13 protein-coding genes and 1 pseudogene are annotated in these 18,232 nt (G+C 41.2%); 9 read left to right on the top strand and 5 right to left on the bottom strand.

Features of this window, described 5'->3' with window-relative positions; translation table 11 throughout:
* From DC498_RS25275 to DC498_RS25265, 3 genes and pseudogenes are all read left to right on the top strand, one after another.
* Positions 1–107 (top strand): annotated as a pseudogene (locus DC498_RS25275) (IS982 family transposase); the annotation flags it as partial.
* A gap of 187 nt (positions 108–294) precedes the next feature.
* Positions 295–771, top strand: a complete 477-nt coding sequence (locus DC498_RS25270) for a hypothetical protein (protein WP_133176980.1) — start codon at positions 295–297, stop codon at positions 769–771.
* 86 nt (positions 772–857) lie between these two features.
* Complete coding sequence (locus DC498_RS25265; RefSeq protein ID WP_116876910.1) at positions 858–1,394, top strand: GNAT family N-acetyltransferase; 537 nt, start codon at positions 858–860, stop codon at positions 1,392–1,394.
* Between the two features lie 323 nt (positions 1,395–1,717).
* On the opposite strand, the gene DC498_RS25260 is transcribed toward DC498_RS25265, so the two are convergent.
* From DC498_RS25260 to DC498_RS25245, 4 genes are all read right to left on the bottom strand, one after another.
* Positions 1,718–2,119 carry a hypothetical protein gene (locus DC498_RS25260; RefSeq protein ID WP_116876909.1) on the bottom strand — a complete coding sequence of 134 codons (402 nt, stop codon included), beginning with the start codon at positions 2,117–2,119 and terminating at the stop codon, positions 1,718–1,720.
* Between the two features lie 126 nt (positions 2,120–2,245).
* The gene (locus DC498_RS25255; protein ID WP_165813961.1) at positions 2,246–3,031 is read right to left on the bottom strand and encodes a glycoside hydrolase family 16 protein; all 786 of its coding nucleotides are present in this window, start codon (positions 3,029–3,031) and stop codon (positions 2,246–2,248) included.
* Between the two features lie 141 nt (positions 3,032–3,172).
* Positions 3,173–9,325, bottom strand: coding sequence for a CARDB domain-containing protein (locus DC498_RS25250; RefSeq protein ID WP_116876907.1), 6,153 nt, complete (start codon positions 9,323–9,325; stop codon positions 3,173–3,175).
* Between the two features lie 106 nt (positions 9,326–9,431).
* Positions 9,432–10,496: a hypothetical protein gene (locus tag DC498_RS25245; RefSeq protein ID WP_116876906.1), complete on the bottom strand. Its 1,065-nt coding sequence runs from the start codon at positions 10,494–10,496 to the stop codon at positions 9,432–9,434.
* Positions 10,497–10,724: 228 nt separating this feature from the next.
* On the opposite strand from DC498_RS25245, the gene DC498_RS25240 reads away from it, so the two are divergent.
* The 4 genes from DC498_RS25240 to DC498_RS25225 all read left to right on the top strand — a co-directional run bounded on the left by DC498_RS25240 (position 10,725) and on the right by DC498_RS25225 (position 16,073).
* Entirely contained in the window at positions 10,725–12,665 is a 1,941-nt protein-coding gene (locus DC498_RS25240) for a sensor histidine kinase (RefSeq protein WP_116876905.1), read from the top strand.
* A 30-nt stretch (positions 12,666–12,695) separates the two neighbouring features.
* A complete protein-coding gene (locus DC498_RS25235) occupies positions 12,696–14,657 on the top strand; it encodes a tetratricopeptide repeat-containing sensor histidine kinase (RefSeq protein ID WP_116876904.1) in 1,962 nt (653 codons plus the stop codon).
* A complete protein-coding gene (locus DC498_RS25230; protein ID WP_116876903.1) occupies positions 14,654–15,274 on the top strand; it encodes a response regulator in 621 nt (206 codons plus the stop codon). The genes DC498_RS25235 and DC498_RS25230 overlap by 4 nt, the downstream gene beginning before the upstream one ends.
* Before the next feature lie 331 nt (positions 15,275–15,605).
* Positions 15,606–16,073, top strand: a complete 468-nt coding sequence (locus tag DC498_RS25225) for a hypothetical protein (protein ID WP_116876902.1) — start codon at positions 15,606–15,608, stop codon at positions 16,071–16,073.
* Here DC498_RS25225 and DC498_RS26025 read toward each other — a convergent pair.
* A complete protein-coding gene (locus DC498_RS26025; RefSeq protein ID WP_133176979.1) occupies positions 16,033–16,290 on the bottom strand; it encodes a hypothetical protein in 258 nt (85 codons plus the stop codon). The two genes, DC498_RS25225 and DC498_RS26025, sit on opposite strands and share 41 nt — an antisense overlap.
* 34 nt (positions 16,291–16,324) lie before the next feature.
* Here DC498_RS26025 and DC498_RS25220 point away from each other — a divergent pair, with 34 nt between their 5' ends.
* Together DC498_RS25220 and DC498_RS25215 are read left to right on the top strand one after the other, a co-directional pair.
* The gene (locus DC498_RS25220) at positions 16,325–17,155 is read left to right on the top strand and encodes a hypothetical protein (protein ID WP_116876901.1); all 831 of its coding nucleotides are present in this window, start codon (positions 16,325–16,327) and stop codon (positions 17,153–17,155) included.
* Between the two features lie 84 nt (positions 17,156–17,239).
* Positions 17,240–17,656 carry a DUF3788 family protein gene (locus DC498_RS25215; RefSeq protein ID WP_116876900.1) on the top strand — a complete coding sequence of 139 codons (417 nt, stop codon included), beginning with the start codon at positions 17,240–17,242 and terminating at the stop codon, positions 17,654–17,656.
* Positions 17,657–18,232 lie beyond the last annotated feature (576 nt).

The following is an 18,232-nucleotide window of genomic DNA, read 5'->3' as shown; positions in this document are numbered from 1 at the left end:
TAAAAGGATTATTCCTAAGAAAAATTCATGCAGTGACTTTTAAAGGATTTTTGATAAAACTGGTGATGTTTATTCTAGCCTTTACACTCAATAAAATTACCGATTAAATAGCAACTTGAATTAATTAGTATTTTTATTGTACCTCATGCAGCTAAGCAATTCGGGCGGGTATCGTTACCAATATTTTCAGGAGATCACATAAAGCCATTGAATATTATTACCTGTTTATTAAACAGGCATTATGTAAATGCAACCTTAAAAGCCAGTTTAAATGATGTTGCAAAACAAATAAATATGCAATATCCTAATACAGTAATCAATTATTTAGATGCTAATTTCCCTTTTATGGATGGCTTTCCTTTGTTTCCGCATCTGAGTCATAATGATGGCAAGAAACTGGATATATCATTTCACTATCTGGATGCCGGAACAAAGCAATCTACAAATGATTGTCCTTCATTTTTGGGCTACGGTATCTGTGAAGAACCGACAGGGAGAGAAGAAAATACTTCCGGGATTTGTGCAGGCAGCGGTTATTGGCAATATAGTTTTATCAGAAGTATAACACCTCAAGGCAACAAGCATAATTTTATTTTTGATGGAGAAAAAACAAAATTTACCGTTAATGCATTTTGCGAAAATGCCAAAATAAGTAAGGTGTTTATTGAGCCGCATTTAAAAAAGCGTTTAAAGCTGATGGATAATAAAGTACGCTTTCATGGATGCCAGGCTGTGAGACATGATGATCATATACATGTAGAGGTAAATTAGTTGTATAATAATCTGTAGAAATAATCTGCCGCTACTGGATATTGATTTAAAATTGTAAATCCATTTTTTATTTTTGATATTAGCATATGACAACAATACAACCTAACTGGCGACCGGATTATCTCGGGAATGACCTGGTAAAGCTTGTTCCGCTGCATAAAGACGATTTTGAAAAGCTGTACGCAGTTGCATCAGATCCGTTAATATGGGAGCAACATCCTACATGGGACAGGTACAAACGGGAAGTATTCCAGCTTTTTTTTGATGGTGCGGTTGCAGGTGATACCGCTTTTCTGATCGTTGATAAATCAAATGAAAAAATAATCGGCTGCACAAGGTATTATGATTATAAGCCCGGTAATTCCAGCATTGCTATCGGTTATACCTTTCTTGCAAAAGCATACTGGGGCGGAAAGTATAATCAATCCTGCAAGAAATTATTGCTTGATTATGCCTTCCAGTTTGTGGATAAAGTATACTTCCATGTTGGGTCGACCAACACCCGTTCACAATTAGCAATACTAAAAACAGGCGCGGAAAAAATTAACGAAGTGGCTCTTGATCACTATGATAAAAAGGTGTTGCATTTTGAGTATGTGATAAAGAAGGAGAACTGGAAGTAAAACAATTTCCATCTTCAGGGTTTTTATTATTGATTAGTGATATGCCTGTTCCGTTTATATACAGGACAGCAGTGTTTATAATGTAATCACTGCTGCAATCTCTTCCAAAACCTGGATATATGACCATGAATATAGTTCATGGTCGTGGTACAAATGAAATAATTTTTGTAGACCGGGTACTACCTGCCTGTGGTTCATAAGGTACGAGGCAGGCGGAGGGAAAGATGTGAGATCATGTATCCCACATACCAAAACGGAGTAAGCTGCATTTAAATATTACAGCTTGCTCCGTAAACTAAAAAATATCAATTAATGAGAGGTGATTAAAACTCTGTTGCAAGTATTACTTCACCCCATCCCCCGGGGTCAAGAATTACACCTGAAGCTGTTCCTGCAGGTGCAGATGCCGCATAAACCTGCATGGTATAGATTCCGGGTCTGAGCTTTGTATATACACTCTTCATAACTATAGAATCATACAGGTGTCCGGCTTTTAATGAGCCCTGTATTTTATAGTTTGGTTTTTTCCCGTTTATCCTCAGTTCAAAACGTATTCCGTTTGAACTGGATAACGAGGTTGCAGATACTGTGCCTGCCAGTTCGAGTTCCAGTGGTGTGCCTGCTCTTAATTTTTTTACTTTAAAAGCCGGTCCAATGGGTTTCATAACTGTTGTAAGGTTATAGCTTTTATCATTAAGGCTGCCGCTTTGTGTGTAATTAATCATAATGCATATTTTAGGAGTTAATAATGAAATATGTTGTGTATATACTTCATTATTTTATCCGTAATATGCTTAATTTGTTACCTGTGAGAAGGAGGAAGTGCGTTTAAACCGGCTAACCTGCACTTGTTAATTACCTCTTTTTTTATATACCCTTACCCAATCTACCACAAACGCATCAGGAAATTTTGTTTTGGCGAGGTCTTTTATTTCATTGGGAAGTTCCATACTAAGGATAATATATTCATCAATTTGAGAAATTCCTTTGTTGACCTCGTAAAATTTATATCCATCCACATAGAAAATATATTTATCCGGCGTCCATTCAAGTGCGAAAGTGTGAAAACCACTTCCAACACCTTTTAGGTAGCTCTGCATGCCGCGGGTAGTTTGCTGCTTTGGTCCATATGGACCCCAATGTACATTGTGTGAAACAATATCGTCTCCCAGTTTTCTGAAACATTCCATAATATCTATTTCGGCACCATATATGGCCGGGTCAGCGCCACCAGATAATTTGGGAGATTGTAACCAGAATGCACCCCATACACCCGGTGATTGCTGTAACTGCGCCCTGCACTCAAAATAGCCATAGGTGGTCATGAATTTGTTTTCTGTGCCTACGGCGCTGATGAGCATGCTGTCATTACGTTTTAACGCGTGCAGGTACAGGTAGCCATTGCCGATGGTAACAGCTTCTCTGGATACATGACCCAATGCCCGCGGACCGATACCTCTTACTTCCCATTTGGTAGTATCAAGTGCATTGCCATTAAATTCATCTTCCCAGTATAATGTGTAACCCTGTTTTTCAGGAGTATAAACAGTGTCGGAAACAGGCCCCTGCGGCGGTCGCTGCGCAGTTGCAAGAAAACTTATGCAGGTTGCATATGCAAGCAATATAAAATATTTCATGATTTTGATTATAATAACCGGAGAGAAAAGAATAGGGTAGATGATACTATGAGAAGATGTTCTTTGATATAAAAAATCCGGGGCAAATGCCCCGGATCGGTGGATATATGTTAGCATTGTCCAATTGATGATCCTTAGTCCCTATTGTTTTATAATTTTCAATTGCTGCACCTGGCCGCGGTAGGTATAGCGGATGATATAAATGCCATTGGTGATATTGTTTAAGCTGATGGTAGTAGTGTTGTTTACCGTTGTGGTACGGTATACTGTTTTTCCATCAATGCTTATCAGCTCCAGGGTGCCATCGCCCTGCAATCCTCTCACGGTAACAAACTGCCTTGCCGGGTTTGGATATGCCTGTAGTGATAAACCTGCTGATACTTTTACAAGCTTGATAGCGGAGTAGGTATAGCTTCCGTCTATATCCACCATTTTCAGGCGATAGTAATGATCACCCTCACTTATACCTGCATGTGTGAACCGGTAATTATGCACACCCGGTGTATTCGCCGCAGCTACATTGCCTATTGAGATAAATAGCATGCCGTCAATACTATGCTCAATGCTGAAGCTGCTGGTATTCACTTCATCAGTGGTTTGCCATTCAACCAGCGCATCGTTATTGCGCACTTTTACTTCAAGCTCCAGCAGGCGGAGCGGTAGTGCCAGGTCAGTATTGGTGATGATGAACGGAGAGAAGCTTGTATATCCGCTTTGTGTTTTACTGTACCTGCCGGCAGTATCTGTAAGCGCGGCGCTTATTGTTCCCATTTCCCATGTGGTAGTATAGTGTGCTGTTTTCGATTGTGCCCTGTCGAAAGATGGTTGTTCATCCTGTCCATTCCAAAGGAAGGTAAGCGTTGCATTGCTGCCGCCCGGTGTTTGTTCTTCAATAAACCATGTACGGTTTACATTACCTGTTCTCAGCGTATCTCCACTGTTGCCCAATTGCAATACATATGGCGCTACTCTCACAGAGAAATTGTCCATTGTGCCGGTATTGTTAATCTTCACAAAATTACCGTGACTGGTATCCGTTGCAACAGGGAAAACATTCTCTGCATTATTATTTACCAATTTCAGTTTACCAGTGCCATTGGTCACAATAAAGTGAGCGGTATCAATATTCAATATGCTTCCGTTAATGGTGAGATCAAAATCACCGAGTAACAGCTTGCCGCCGATCCATCCCGGCACATCATCCGGTATGCCCTGCTTCATATCAAGATTACCATTTACCGTGATGTTTTTTGGTATAGGGAGTACGGTTGAGAAAGACAGGGTATCGGTATTGTTTGTTGAATTATATTCAACCGGCGTGCAGTTCACAATTTCCGCCACTACTTTTCCTTTCAGTACATCAAAATACATCTTCTTGCTTACAATAGTGTTTGCACCGGCAGTAAGGAAGAATGGCACACTGTCTACAGCACGCAAGCTTCCATTGTTATTATAGACATAGAAGCGAACCCATGCAGAACCATCTACTGTTCCGTTGTTGATGATGGAGTATGATATGGTTACGCTGTCGCCCATTGAAAATCCGTTGGGATTAAATTTGATGGAATTAGCAAAACGTTTTGCCATATCCGGTGCTTCACCCACTATCAATGCGCGGGTTGCTGTATTGTTACCCTCATTCTCTTCATTTAAAGTATTAGCAGGGTCAACCACTATCTTCATGATCTTTGTTCCCTGTGTTAATGAGGAGTAAGTGAGGGTAGCCTGCACCGTTGTATCCTTCCCAGGTTCTATGGCATTGAAAGGCACATCATCGCCCAATTGCACATCATCTACAAAAAACCGCATTACATTGGCTGTACTTACTTTGCCGCCTGCATTGCGCACTGTGCCTACAATGGTAATGTTTTGCGCAGGCAACGGGTTAAGACTGCTCGGAGAGATGTACTGGGATAATACTTCCAGGTCAGGTTTGCTATCGGTTACACGTATGTGATAGTAGCCAATATTGTTACCTTCTTCTGATTCACAAACTGTATTTGAAGAGTCTGCAACCACACGTACTGTAAAGTCTCCTGTAGTGCTGAACATATGAGAGAACGTGCCATGCGCCGCATACTGTTCACCAGCCTTTACATTGCTGATGATCTCTGAACCTATTTCAATACCGTTCAGTAAGTAATGTACCTGCACATTAGATGCATCTCTTATGCCCATATTTCTTATAGCAGGGAAGAAGTTACCGGTATTGTTAACTCTTACAATAGCAGGGTTAGCTGCAGAACCTGTTTCGTATGTCAACTGCAAGGGTATAATATCTGCGCTGAGCGGAATGTTTTTCTTATTATTACTCTTGTTGGTTTCCTGGGTAATATCATTATCACTGTCTGCAAATACTTCCAGTACATCCCCGCAGGTATTGATATTGCTGGTGACAGTATATGCATCAGATACAACCGTAACAGAACCGTTTTCCGCAATACCGGCTACCGTTTTTTTAGCGCCCACCTGCACACCGTTCACACTGAATTTCACATTAAAGCTTCCGGCTGCTTTACCCGTATTTTTAATGATGGCAGTAAACTGTGTATTCGTGCCATTGTTCATCAGTGTTGGGTTTGCGGTAGCATTTGTTACGCTCACATCCGGCGCAAGAACCGTAATAGTGAATATAAATTCATTATTGGTTTCATCTGTTTCTGTTACCTCGGTGTCAGCGTCAATAATCACTTTTATGGTATGTACACCTGGTGTTAATGACGGGTCAGAGAACGTAATGGTTTGAGATGTGCCGCCTGCAAGTGAAGATATGGTTTGTGTTTTAATAAGCGTTCCTCCGTCAAATATCTTTACTACATGGCTGCCGGCAGTAACACATTGCAGGTTAACTGCATCAAACCTGAACGAGATGAAACTGGTTTGTGCAAAATTCTGTATGGTGAGATCAGGCAGGGCAGGCTGCGGCGTAACCGTACCATTAGTACCAACCGTATACACAATATAATGTGGACGAATGGTAGCCGTATTGGGTATTTGTTCGTACTCTACATAAGTATACACCAGTTCAGCGCTTATGCTTACAGGGTCGGTACTTTCCGGTATCTGCCAGGGCAAAATTACAGGTACTTCCTGACCAGGCGCCAGTGCACCGGCGCTGAATGCCTGTGTATCGAATAATTCGCCGTTTATAAATACTTTCAGTTCAGCGCCACCCAATACTTCATCAAAGCCACTCCACATATTGTTGAGGTTTCTTTCTCTGATCTTTATTTTCAAATCAATATTACCTGTGCCACCGGCAATATTGCTGCACTTTCCTGTTCCTGTGCTCATACCCATGCCGCCCATTGATGGTTGCGGTACGGGTGGCTTGCATGCATCAGGAGCCGGACAAGGCATTGGCAAACTATATGAAACAGGACTGCTGGTGAAAGTAAAGTCAGTAACGGTTACCGCATAGGCGAAGTTGCCGCTGCCACAGGTTACGCCTGTTACCAGTGTGCTGTAATTGCCATTAGCATCGGTTGTTGTTTTGAATGTTTGCGAACCTGTGTTGATGGTAACTTCCGCACCGGCAACAAACACAGTATTGGTTCCTGTACCCTCATATTTTGCGTTGCCGGTAATCAATACCTGCAATTGCGGGCACTCCTGTCTTATGCCGGTTGTTGTAGCAACAATACTACCAGGCAGGTTTGGTGACCCAACTACTACCGGTCTGATAGCATAGTTGTTCAGTATATTACTTTCGCCCAGGGTCTGGCTGCTGTCTATCCACACTTTTATCGGGTAAAAGCCTTCGTCAGCAAAATTCAAGGTGTAGTTGATGGTATTGTTGCCATTTGCAGGTACAGATGGCAGTACCGCGCTGCCTATTAGTATGGTGTCTCTGTAAAATTTAAGCGGCACATTGGTTGCAGGCACAGCGGTGCTGTTGCTCACACGGGCTGTCATCGTAAATGTTTCGCCCGGTTGTGGATTGGCTTTGCTGAAGCTGATATCATTCGCGAAAATCCTCAGATCAAGTATGTCACTGGTAACTACAGGCCCTGATTTATATGCAATACCTGCTGTTGCTATATTACCGTCTTCATCTGTTGCATCAAATTTATAGCCGGCATTGCTGGTATTATTGTTATGCGTGAAAGTATAGCTGTATACTACGCCGTTTATATAGTCTGTGCTTGTTCCTTCTTTTACCATGGTAAACACACCCTCATTCAGATCATTGAATGTTTGGTTGCCGTTGAGGTCAATAGACACTTTAGGATAGCCTGCCATCGGCACTTTATTGTTGGCAGATGTATACAGGACTTTATAGGTGAATGTGCCTGTTGGTCCTGCTGCAGGGCTTACACCGCTGGTGCCATTATATGCGCCTCCTGAAATATACTGGAGTACGGGCGGTGCTCCCGGCGTGTATCCATTACCGTTAACCGTAACCGTAGCGGAATCTACACCCGGCGTTGATGATAAAATTTTGATCTGCGCGCTGTATTGCCCAACTGCTGTTGGTGTAAATATTACAGGCAGGCTCAGCGAGCCATTATTGGCTGCGATTACAGTGCCCGGTGTAAAGGTGGGCACAAATGCGCCGTTGCCTGAAACAACATTGCTCAATGTAACCGGCACATTGCTCTTGTTGAAAATAGTAAATGTATAACTGGCGCTGTTGTTCAGTACAACGTTGCCATAGTTATATCCATTGAGCGGGGATATGATCCACGAATAGGTTTGAGCAATGCCATTACCAGTAAGTATGCTTGCATATTTTCCGGAACTGGTGGTTAGTTCAACCGAATCGAAATAAGCCGCCACACTGGTTGGGCTAAATCTTACTTTGATGGTATCAGCTTTGCCAGCGTTAATGGTGATTGGTAAAACAGCGTCCGTGCTGAAATCAGTGCCTATATCAATGGCATTAACGGTTTGAACAGAGGTGCTGTTGTTTTTTATGATCACGTCTCTTTCAACCGTAATGCCTGTGGGTACGCTGCCAAAAGATAAAGTGTCAGGCGATACATCCATCAGGTCTGTAAAGAAGGTAGCATAATTGGTAATGCTCCATTTTCCTTCCTGGCTTTTGGTTCTTATAAACAGGTTGTGGCTGCCATTGCTTAAACCTGAAGTGTTAATGGTAGTGGCAACATTCGCCAGGTTTGTGCCAGGTGTAATGCTGATGGCATGACCTGCGCCGGCGCCCGGATCAGTATCAATAAAATATTCCGCGGCAATAATGTTTTGCGCGGCAGGTAACGGTGTGGGGTAACCGTAATCATTGTTCACAATAAAATCCTTCACATTGGTCATTCCCCAACGGCCTTCCTGGTTTTTAGCCCTGATATATAAGCGGTGCGTGCCGAGACTAAGCCCGGAAGTATTTGTTGCTACGTTAACTGCAGACAGATCAGCGCCTGGTGTAATGCTTATGGGGGTACCGGCGCCCAATCCAGGGTCGGTATCAAAAAAATATTCGGCGGCAATAATATTCAATGCTGCCGGTAACTGTACCGGGTAATCGAAGTTATTGTCAACAAGAAAATCTTTTACATTAGTAATACTCCAGCGGCCGTCATTATTTTTGGCACGGATATATACCCGGTGTGTGCCGGTAGAAAGCCCGTTGGTATTAACAGAAGCGGTAACATTGGCCAGGTCAGTTCCGGGTGTAACAGTAATAGCTGTACCACTGCCTTCGCCCGGATCAGTATCAATAAAATATTCTACAGCCACAACGTTTTGTGGTGTTGTAGGCGTTGTTGGATATGCAAAGTCAAAATCTACACTGAAATCTTTTATGCTGGTAAGGCTCCACCTGCCTTCATTATTTCTCGCTCTTATGTATAAACGGTGTGTACCATTGGATAAGCCTGCTGTATTAACGGAAACTGCTACGGCAGACAAATCAATACCGGGTGTAATGGAAATGGCTGTGCCTCTGCCTTCGCCCGGGTCTGAATCTATAAAGTATTCGCCCGCAGTTATATTTTGAGCAGCCGGTGGTGTGGAGCTATAAGGAATATCCGAGTCATACAAAAAGTCTTTAATATTGGTAATGCTCCACCTGCCTTCATTATTGCGGGTTCTGATGTACAACCTGTGCACACCATTGGTTAGCCCGTTTACATTAATAGACGCGGCAGCATTGCTTATGTCCGTTGCAGCAGTTATGCTAATACTGGTACCACTACCTTCTCCGGGATCAGTATCTATAAAATATTCTGCGCGTGTTATATTTTGAGCAGTGACAGGTGCAGCAGGGTATGCAGGGTCTTGCGCATACGTTAAGGCAATAAAAGCCTGCACCAACAAAAAAAGTAATTTTTTTTTCATTGTAGAAAGTTGAATAGGGCTTTCAGCTATCAGCTGTCGGCTATCAGGGACAGTCTGCTAACGATTAACAGGATGTCTCCTGAAGGCTCAAAGCTGATAGCCATGGCTAATTATTATTCCTTACACTAAATGTTATATTCATTGTTGCGCTGCCCGATGGGATGGATGTGGGCACTGTTAAAGTGTATATACTTGGGATATTGGGCATACCTGAAAGTTTGTAAGGATCAGTGGCGCCAAAAGCGCCACAATCGGGATTTGCAACAGCACCGACGGTTAAGCCTGCCGCTGAAGCGGGTGAACCTGATTTCAACATTACACGTGAGTCGATACTGCCTGTGCCGCCTGCATAAACGGTATTCATATCAATGCTCACTTTGTTGTCTGTTGCTGTTCCGGGAAGCGTTTGGTTGATGGCGAAGATGTTATTTTTTAAGGTGGAGTTGGTAAATGTTCCGGCCGATCCGGTTCCAAATATATTATTGGCTACATAAGCATTCAATATATTGCTGGCGGCACTGGCTCCATAAATACTATTGTTCCGGATAACATTATCTGAGCCGGTAAGTTGGGTCAGTTCAAATCTTCCCCAATACCCGTAAAAAATATTATTCTCACAGGTAAGGTTGCTGAGTGTAGCGCCGTTAGTATTGGCTCTTAAAGCACCGCCATTAAAAAAATTTTTTCTTACAATCAGCTGATCATTCGTACCAGATTCAATATTGAAATCGCCGCCGGTAATAAGGTTACGTTCAAAAATAACATTCCAGGCAGATGCGGCGCCGCTAAGACTTATACCATTATTAAAAGTAAGCCCGGCAAAATAACTGCCGTTGGCGCCATTTCCCAATCGGAAAAAGCTAAGTATAGATTTTGTTTTTGCATATTGTAGCCCGGGGTTAGGAGGATAGTTTACATCTGTAGTATCATGAAAATATCCCATGCCCAGCACAACCAGTCTTTTAGTCATGGTAATACTGTTAGTAGCATAGATGTTAACGCTGGGTTCTATATACAGCGTATCTCCTGCCATTACAGAAGCATTTTGTACAGCATCGTAAAAGGTGGTAAAATCTGAAATAATACCTGCATTGTTGTTTATTCTCCAGCTTTTTGCTGTGGTAACAAGGGTGGCAAGGGTAAACGTGAAAAATAAAGCTAAATATTTCATACCAATTGTAGTTTAGGGTTTAAAAGTATCCGGCTTTGATTATTCGTCCTATCCCCGAAAAACAGGATATTTAAAATAATGTAACTAATAAACCAATAAGATTGCAGGGCTGGATGGCCGAGCTGCGAACATTACAGGTTTTTCGCAGGACGGTATTTGGAGCGTGCATCCTAAAAATCATGGAAAAAAGGGAGTACTGTATTATCTTACCTTAATTTATTTTGTAGTATGAAGAAATATGGCTGTTTCTTTTTTGTATTGCTGTATATGCATTCAGGGCTGGCGCAGGTACTGATGAATAAGGACAGCCTCCTCAGGCTTTTACCTGCTGCTAAACAGGATTCCAACCTTGTTCAGCTGTATATTAATATAGGACAGCAGTATGAAATGAATGATCATGAAACTGCAAAAGTGTATTACCGTAAAGCTGGCGACCTGAGTGAAAAATTGGGCTATGATGCAGGCATCATAAAATTCATCAGCAACTATACTTACTTACTGAATGTTCAGAAAAAAACAGATTCTTCTTTAATGCTCAATAAAAAAGCGCTCAGGCTTGCTTTGCAATTAAAAGACCCGGTAATTATTGGCAAAACCTATAGCAACACAGGTTCTTCCTTTTTACATATGGACATGTACGATAGTGCAATTGCTTATTTAGAAAAAGGCAGGCAGGCAATGGAGGAGGCAGGAAATGAAGCCATGCTGGCACGCCTGTCTGATATTATGCAGAATGCTTATCATGAGCTGGGCCAATATGATAAAGCCATCCGTATGAGTGAAGACGCGCTTGCTTATTTCAGGAATACAAATGACTCTGTAACGCTTGGGATTATTCTTTCCAATCTTGGTAATAATTATGTTTCCAATGGAGATATGGAAAAAGGATTGGCTGTTTACCTTGAAGGACTTGGTATAGCCCGGAAAATAGATTATGCCGAATTGAAACAGACATTGCTGCTGAATATAGGCAATATATACATGCAGCAACAGGTGGTTGACAGCATGAAGCCATATTTTGATGCGTCATTAAAAATAGCTGAGGAGATGGGAATACCAGTGGGTGAATCCATATCTCTTCGCGGCCTGGCAGTACATGCCATGTATAAAAGAAATTTTCCTGGAGCAAAAGCTTATATTGAAAAAGCGTTGGCGCTTGACGTGCAATATAACTCCCGTGCTGAGCGCATATCCAACCTCGAAACCCTGAGCAGCATCCAGTATGCCATGCATGATATAGAGCAGGCAGAAAGAAGCTTGCAGCAGGCATCAAAATTACGGGATAGCGTAAATGGGGATGAGTTAAAACGCCAGGTGCTGGTAATAGAAAAAAAGTTTGAAACACAGAAAAAAGAAAACCAGATCAAATTACAGCAGGCTGTAATCCGTCAGAAAAATATACTCAATAATATTCTTGCAGGCAGTGCAATTGGTTTAATTATCATAGCCGGCTTAGGCTACCGGAATTATACCCAAAAGCAAAAGCTGCAACAGCAACGCATAACCGAACTTGAAACAGAAAAGAAACTTGCCGCCACCGAAGCGGTTTTAAAAGGAGAAGAACAGGAGCGAACCCGCCTGGCAAAAGACCTGCATGACGGATTAGGAGGTATGTTGTCGGGCATTAAATACTCATTTCAAACTATGAAAGGTAACCTCATTATGACGCCTGAAAATCAACAGGCTTTTGAACGCAGCATTGATATGCTGGACAGCTCTATTAAAGAAATGCGCCGTGTGGCACATAATATGATGCCGGAGGCTTTGTTGAAATTCGGGCTGGATACGGCTTTAAAAGATTTTTGTCATGATATTAATCAAAGTGGTGTTTTAAGAATAACTTACCAGTCGAACGGGTTTGAAAATGCTGTTATTGATCAAACAACCGCTATAACTATTTACCGTATAGTGCAGGAACTGGTAAACAATACCATCAAACACGCAGGCGCTTCATCTGCTATTGTGCAGGTGGATAAATCTGAAAATGGTATAACGCTTACGGTGGAAGATGATGGTAAAGGTTTTGACAAAAATATATTGGAATATAAAGGCGGTATTGGCTGGAGCAATATCCAAAGCCGCATAGATTACCTGAAAGGCAGGCTGGATGTAAAATCTCAACCCGGCAAGGGTACTTCTGTATTGGTGGAGTTCAATGTTAAAGTGTAATCTTATTATACATATATCGTACAAAATAAAATGACTATACGCCGCACCATCATATTGATTACGTTGTTTTTTTTGTGCGGATATTCCCTCGCCCAGCAAACAAGAGCTGACAGCCTTCGCAATAACATTAATAAAACGCCCACTGACAGTCTGCGTGTAGAGGCTTTGTTCAGTTACATGGAAGCTACTTTAAATAATAATACCTCCGACTTTGAGCCTTATGTAAAGGAAATGGCACGGCTCAGCAAAAAAATAAACTATAAGTGGGGTTTAGCTGCTGCTTATAATTTGAGTTTGGCTTATTACAAAAACAAAAGCGCGTTTGAAACCGCTTTGCAGTATGGCGATTCTTTAGAAGCTTTGGTAAAGAAGGATACTGCGCAAAGACTGGTTTTGCAATTGGCGCATATGTATTCCAACCGGGCAAACCTTTTCTGGATGATGAATGATAATGAAAAGGCAATGGACGGATATGTGAAGGCGGAAAAGATATTTGATAAAACTAATCATTGGGGTATTGTAAACGCATACAATGGTATAGCCAATTGTTTTATGAATCTTGGCAATCATCCAAAATCGCTTGAATATTCAAAGAAAGCTGTTGAGGCGGCACAGCGGTTTAATGATAACCGGTTGCTGGCAAATATGATGATGAATCAGTCTGCCATTTTTATGAACCTTGACAATTATAAAGCGGCAGATTCTGTATTGAACCTGGTATGGCCGGTAGTTGAAGAGCTTAAGAACAATAAAAGCTTTCATGTATATTATCTTAACCGGGGCGATGTGGAAGCTTATTATACCAAAGACACGCTGAAGGCATTGAGTTACTACCAGAAAGCATATGATTATGCCAAATTAAACAAAGATGAGTGGCTCCAGGCAAAGGCTTTGTTTTCATTGGCAGGTTTTCAGCAGGATTTGAAACACAAATATTTTAAATCTACTATTGATGAGTTGTATCGTTTATCAGTGGAAAATGAATACGACGATTACAAGGCAGAAGCGTATGGATTATATGCTGAATGGTATAATATAAAAGGTGATTGTAAAAGAGCGTTTGAGTATCAAAAATTATATAAGGAAATAACGGATAGCCTGGCTACAGCGGAAACCAGGGAAGATATATCAATGATGGAAGTGCGTTTTCGTGTGGAAAAAAAGGAGCAGGAAATAAACCGGTTGAAAGCAGAACAGGAAGTGCAGCGATTATCCATCCGCCAAAAAAATATGCTCAATTATTTATTGTCGGGCAGCCTGGTTGCGCTGCTAATGATTTCAATATTGATTTACAGGAATTACGGGCAAAAACAAAAGCTGCAACAGCAACGTATAAGCGAACTGGAAACAGAAAAGCAACTGGCTGCTACTGAAGCTGTGTTAAAGGGTGAAGAGCAGGAGAGAAGCCGACTTGCAAAAGATTTGCATGATGGATTAGGCGGCATGTTATCGGGCATTAAATATGCTTTTCAAACCATGAAGGGAAATCTTGTAATGACACCCGACAATCAGCAGGCATTTGAACGCAGTATGGATATGCTGGACAGCTCCATCCAGGAGATGCGCCGTGTGGCGCACAATATGATGCCTGAGGTGTTGGTAAAATTTGGACTGGATACGGCGCTGAAGGATTTTTGCAACGATATTAATCAGAGCGGCGTATTAAAAATAACTTACCAATCCAGCGGACTGGAAGCGGCGGACATTGATCAAACGACTGCGATAACCATTTACCGCATAGTACAGGAACTGGTAAACAATACCATCAAACATGCGGGTGCATCCTCCGCTATTGTACAGGCGGAGCAGCGCGAGGGCAATATAACGCTTACCATAGAGGATGACGGAAAAGGTTTTGATACCGTAATTTTACAGCATTCAAAGGGAATTGGCTGGAGCAATATTCAGAGCAGGGTAGAATTTCTGAAAGGAAAGCTCGATGTAAAATCATCTGAAAACGGAACATCCGTTTTAATTGAACTGAAAGTATGACAACGAAAATATTTATTGTAGATGATCACTACATGATAGTAGAGGGTATACGCTCGCTGTTGCAAAATGAAACCGGCCTGGAGTGGTTGGGGCATGCCATGAACGCCGCATCCTGTATGGCATTTCTGCAGCAAAAGCAATTGCCTGATGTGATATTAATGGATATTAATCTGCCTGATAAAAGTGGTATTGAGCTTTGTAAGGAGGTGAAAGAAAAATATCCCGCCGTATTTATTATAGGGCTAAGTACTTTCAACCAGCAAAGCTTTATTCAGAAAATGATGGAGAATGGTGCAAGCGGCTATATTTTGAAAAACGCTACGCTGGAGGAGCTGGTGGAAGCAATTGAAACCGTGGTAAAAGGAAAAACCTTTTTGAGCAATGAAACTGCGGCTACGCTGCGTAAGCCGGATAATATTGCTGTTCCTGTTATTACATCGCGTGAAAAAGAAGTGCTGAAGCTGGTAGCTGGGGGCATGACGAATAACGAGATAGCGCAGCAATTATTTATAAGCCCTACTACGGTGGAAACACACCGCAAAAGTTTGCTGAACAAATTTGCTGCAAAAAATACCGCTTCGCTTATACGGATGGCTGCACAGATGCAGTTGGTATAATATAAGCCTGGTAAAATTATCCCTTCGTTTGTATTCGGTAAGTTGCCCTTAATGATGCTAAGAAATAGCAGGTAAAAAGATCGTATTGTACTAATAACAATACAAAATTCATAATATTAATGCATTGGATATCAATACTTGCAAATTGAATGTAATAACATAAATTTATGTGTTATAGGTAACCCGATTGACAGTGCATAGAAAAATAAAAATTATTGCTTTCGGACTCTTGACATTGGTTATTACGACACAATGCAAGACAAAATCTTCTCAAGACAATGACAAGACACATACTTCTATTCAGTCTTCTCAAAAAAAATTGACAACAATTATGTTTGATACAATTTCTGAACATTTTGTTACGGGAAATGAATTATTGACGCATGACCTTATTAGACTGAAAATTATTGACACATCTTTTACAACACCACTAAGTGAAACCTGTTACTGCGACACAACAATTCAATTAAATGACAACGTATCTTATTCTGTAATTAGCGTAAATGATGAAGCCGGACTTTGTACTTATTTTTTCGTTGCAAGTTTGAATAAGAAAAACGAAAAAATAATCGAATCAAAATATTTACATTCAGACTGCGACATTGATTACGCATTGGATACTTATGAACTTCATGAACATGCAATAATCTCTAAGGACAAAATTGAAGTAACCAACACAACAATATTTCAAAAAAAGAATAGAACGTCCCCAGACGAAGAACAAAATATTGACCATAAGCAGACACAAAAAAACGTGTTCACCATTTCACAGGTTGGACAAATAAATGATGCAAAATAATTGATGTGACGAAGGGTACGCCTATAACAGGTGCATTTGCAATAGCATGGCTGACGGAATAAACTTCGGCTGTAAATCCAAGCTTCAGTTCCAGCCGACGAATAATGCCAGGCAATAGAATAAACAATGAACATTTAGCTATAAATTTAGCATCGGTTACGGGCAGACGAATCACTGAATACTGCCACATCGCCAGGCCGAAACCATTAGCGGTCATTGTACATAGACCTCCTTTTGTTTAAGAAAGTAAAATGACAAAATTAGCAATACATATAATCCTTTTAATGGTTCTGACAACACTGTTAGCTTTGGGAATTGCTTATCCCTTTCTTTCAGGGGATTACGACCGATTGGCTATGCCTATTTCAACTATGATACAGGTTTTTGGTCTTGTAGGACTTGCATTAGTCCCTGTTGGAGTTCTGTGGCTTGTTATACCAAAGCATAGATTTGCTTTTGCGATAACGGCTTTGATCATTAGCACTTTTGTTATCCTTGTAATTTGTCTTTTTGCTACGTTGAGTGTTGGAAAATCTTTAGGAATGCTTATGCTGTTGCTATGGACGTTTATTGTGGTGCTTTTAATACCGCAAATAAAATCATTAAAAAATCAACCGCAAAACAAAGCTAATTGGCTACCAGTTTACTTAATTTATCTTCCCATTTTTACGCTTCTTTTTCAATTGACGTTTGCAAAACACTTAACACAATTAAGTAGAAACCGTGCCATTGAGAATGCAAACCGTTTTATAAGACATATTGAAGAATATTATACGCAAACAGGACAATTTCCACTGACATTGCAAGCCCAGAACAAGGACTATTACCCCGATGTAGTGGGAGTTGAAAAGTATCTGTATGCGCCACACAGAAAGGGTTATAATCTTTCATTTGAGCAACCCAGATTTTTGCTTGACAGATTTGGAACAAGGGAATGGGTTGTTTACAATCCTTTAGATGAAAACAGCGTGTATAGTCATACAGCCTGGCTTCTTCCTACTGAACAGGCAGAACCAAGTCAGGGCTGGTATGCTTCGGGTGAAACAGGACATAAACACTGGAAATATTTTTTATTTGATTAGACGAAAAACAACGAACCGCTAGGCGGCTTGGCTATATGGCTATAAAAAAGTCATACAGTTTTTAAACATTCAGTTTAATAGAAAATGATTAGCATATTTACAGACAAAAAGGTGCAACCAACTAATGCCCATTTGAGAATTGCTTTGGCAGAGACCTATGAATACTGGAAAGAAATCATAATACTGACAGACAAATTATTTCCGGAAAATATAAAAGAATGGTTTATGTCGGGAGCAAAATATGGTTGGGCTTTTAGAATAAAAGATAAAAAACGGGCATTAATTTATTTGCTTCCGAGAGACAGCTTTTTCAAAGTTTCATTTGTGTTCGGACAAAAAGCATCGGATGAGCTTTTTCAAAGTAACGTTTCTGAAATTATAAAAACCGGATTAAAATCGGCAAAAGTTTATGAAGAAGGACGTAGTATAACACTTGAAATAAAGGATGGACAATTGATAACCGATATTCAAAAACTAATTGAAATCAAAATCAAATATTGAAAAGCGGGCAGCAGATAGCAGTGGTGTGCCAATAGTGGTGCTGGATATTTGGAGTAATCAGTAACGGTAATTCTGCTGTACTGCGGTTCGGAACTGGAAGGACACTCCGGCCTTTTGTGCCTGAACTGAACGCTGCGCGGCATGAGCGTTTTAATTACAACCTTTGACCCTCCGCCTGCCGCAGAGTCCTCCCAGCTCACATTGCCCGAGGAAAGACTCCGCGGAGAACTCTTGCTCCGCAGGGGCGAAATAACAATCTAAAGCAATTTCAATTGCAGCACCCAAGGAGATTACCCAAAATACTGCTGCCGGTTACGTTATACCGAACGAGCAACACGGGGACAGTGCTTTAATCGTTCTGACGCGAGCGAGAGATCTGCCGGACTTGGGTGCTGATGCTCAATTTTTGTACTGCTGCCTGGTAGATTGCTTCACCCGCCGCCACATGCTGTAAATTCCTGAGATGTTGACCCATTGTTCTTGCATGTTGACCCACTCCGGTTGCGATACTATGAGTAAGAGCTAAATGAGGTGATAAAAATACGGATGAGTATTAAGAGTTGAGAGATTTTTTTC

Source organism: Terrimonas sp. (assembly GCF_003075435.1).
Lineage (GTDB): Bacteria > Bacteroidota > Bacteroidia > Chitinophagales > Chitinophagaceae > Agriterribacter.
Note: the sequence above shows the minus strand (reverse complement) of the source record. Positions and strands in the feature narration are given on the sequence as shown.

What these genes read in the sequence shown, in the direction of transcription:
- DC498_RS25265 (WP_116876910.1), top strand. Translation starts at nt 858, where the DNA reads ATGACAACAATACAACCTAACTGGCGACCGGATTATCTCGGGAATGAC.
- DC498_RS25240 (WP_116876905.1), top strand. Translation starts at nt 10,725, where the DNA reads ATGAAGAAATATGGCTGTTTCTTTTTTGTATTGCTGTATATGCATTCA.
- DC498_RS25235 (WP_116876904.1), top strand. Translation starts at nt 12,696, where the DNA reads ATGACTATACGCCGCACCATCATATTGATTACGTTGTTTTTTTTGTGC.
- DC498_RS25215 (WP_116876900.1), top strand. Translation starts at nt 17,240, where the DNA reads ATGATTAGCATATTTACAGACAAAAAGGTGCAACCAACTAATGCCCAT.
- DC498_RS26025 (WP_133176979.1), bottom strand. Translation starts at nt 16,290, where the DNA reads ATGACCGCTAATGGTTTCGGCCTGGCGATGTGGCAGTATTCAGTGATT.
- DC498_RS25255 (WP_165813961.1), bottom strand. Translation starts at nt 3,031, where the DNA reads ATGAAATATTTTATATTGCTTGCATATGCAACCTGCATAAGTTTTCTT.
- DC498_RS25225 (WP_116876902.1), top strand. Translation starts at nt 15,606, where the DNA reads ATGTTTGATACAATTTCTGAACATTTTGTTACGGGAAATGAATTATTG.
- DC498_RS25250 (WP_116876907.1), bottom strand. Translation starts at nt 9,325, where the DNA reads ATGAAAAAAAAATTACTTTTTTTGTTGGTGCAGGCTTTTATTGCCTTA.
- DC498_RS25260 (WP_116876909.1), bottom strand. Translation starts at nt 2,119, where the DNA reads ATGATTAATTACACACAAAGCGGCAGCCTTAATGATAAAAGCTATAAC.
- DC498_RS25245 (WP_116876906.1), bottom strand. Translation starts at nt 10,496, where the DNA reads ATGAAATATTTAGCTTTATTTTTCACGTTTACCCTTGCCACCCTTGTT.
- DC498_RS25220 (WP_116876901.1), top strand. Translation starts at nt 16,325, where the DNA reads ATGACAAAATTAGCAATACATATAATCCTTTTAATGGTTCTGACAACA.
- DC498_RS25270 (WP_133176980.1), top strand. Translation starts at nt 295, where the DNA reads ATGCAATATCCTAATACAGTAATCAATTATTTAGATGCTAATTTCCCT.
- DC498_RS25230 (WP_116876903.1), top strand. Translation starts at nt 14,654, where the DNA reads ATGACAACGAAAATATTTATTGTAGATGATCACTACATGATAGTAGAG.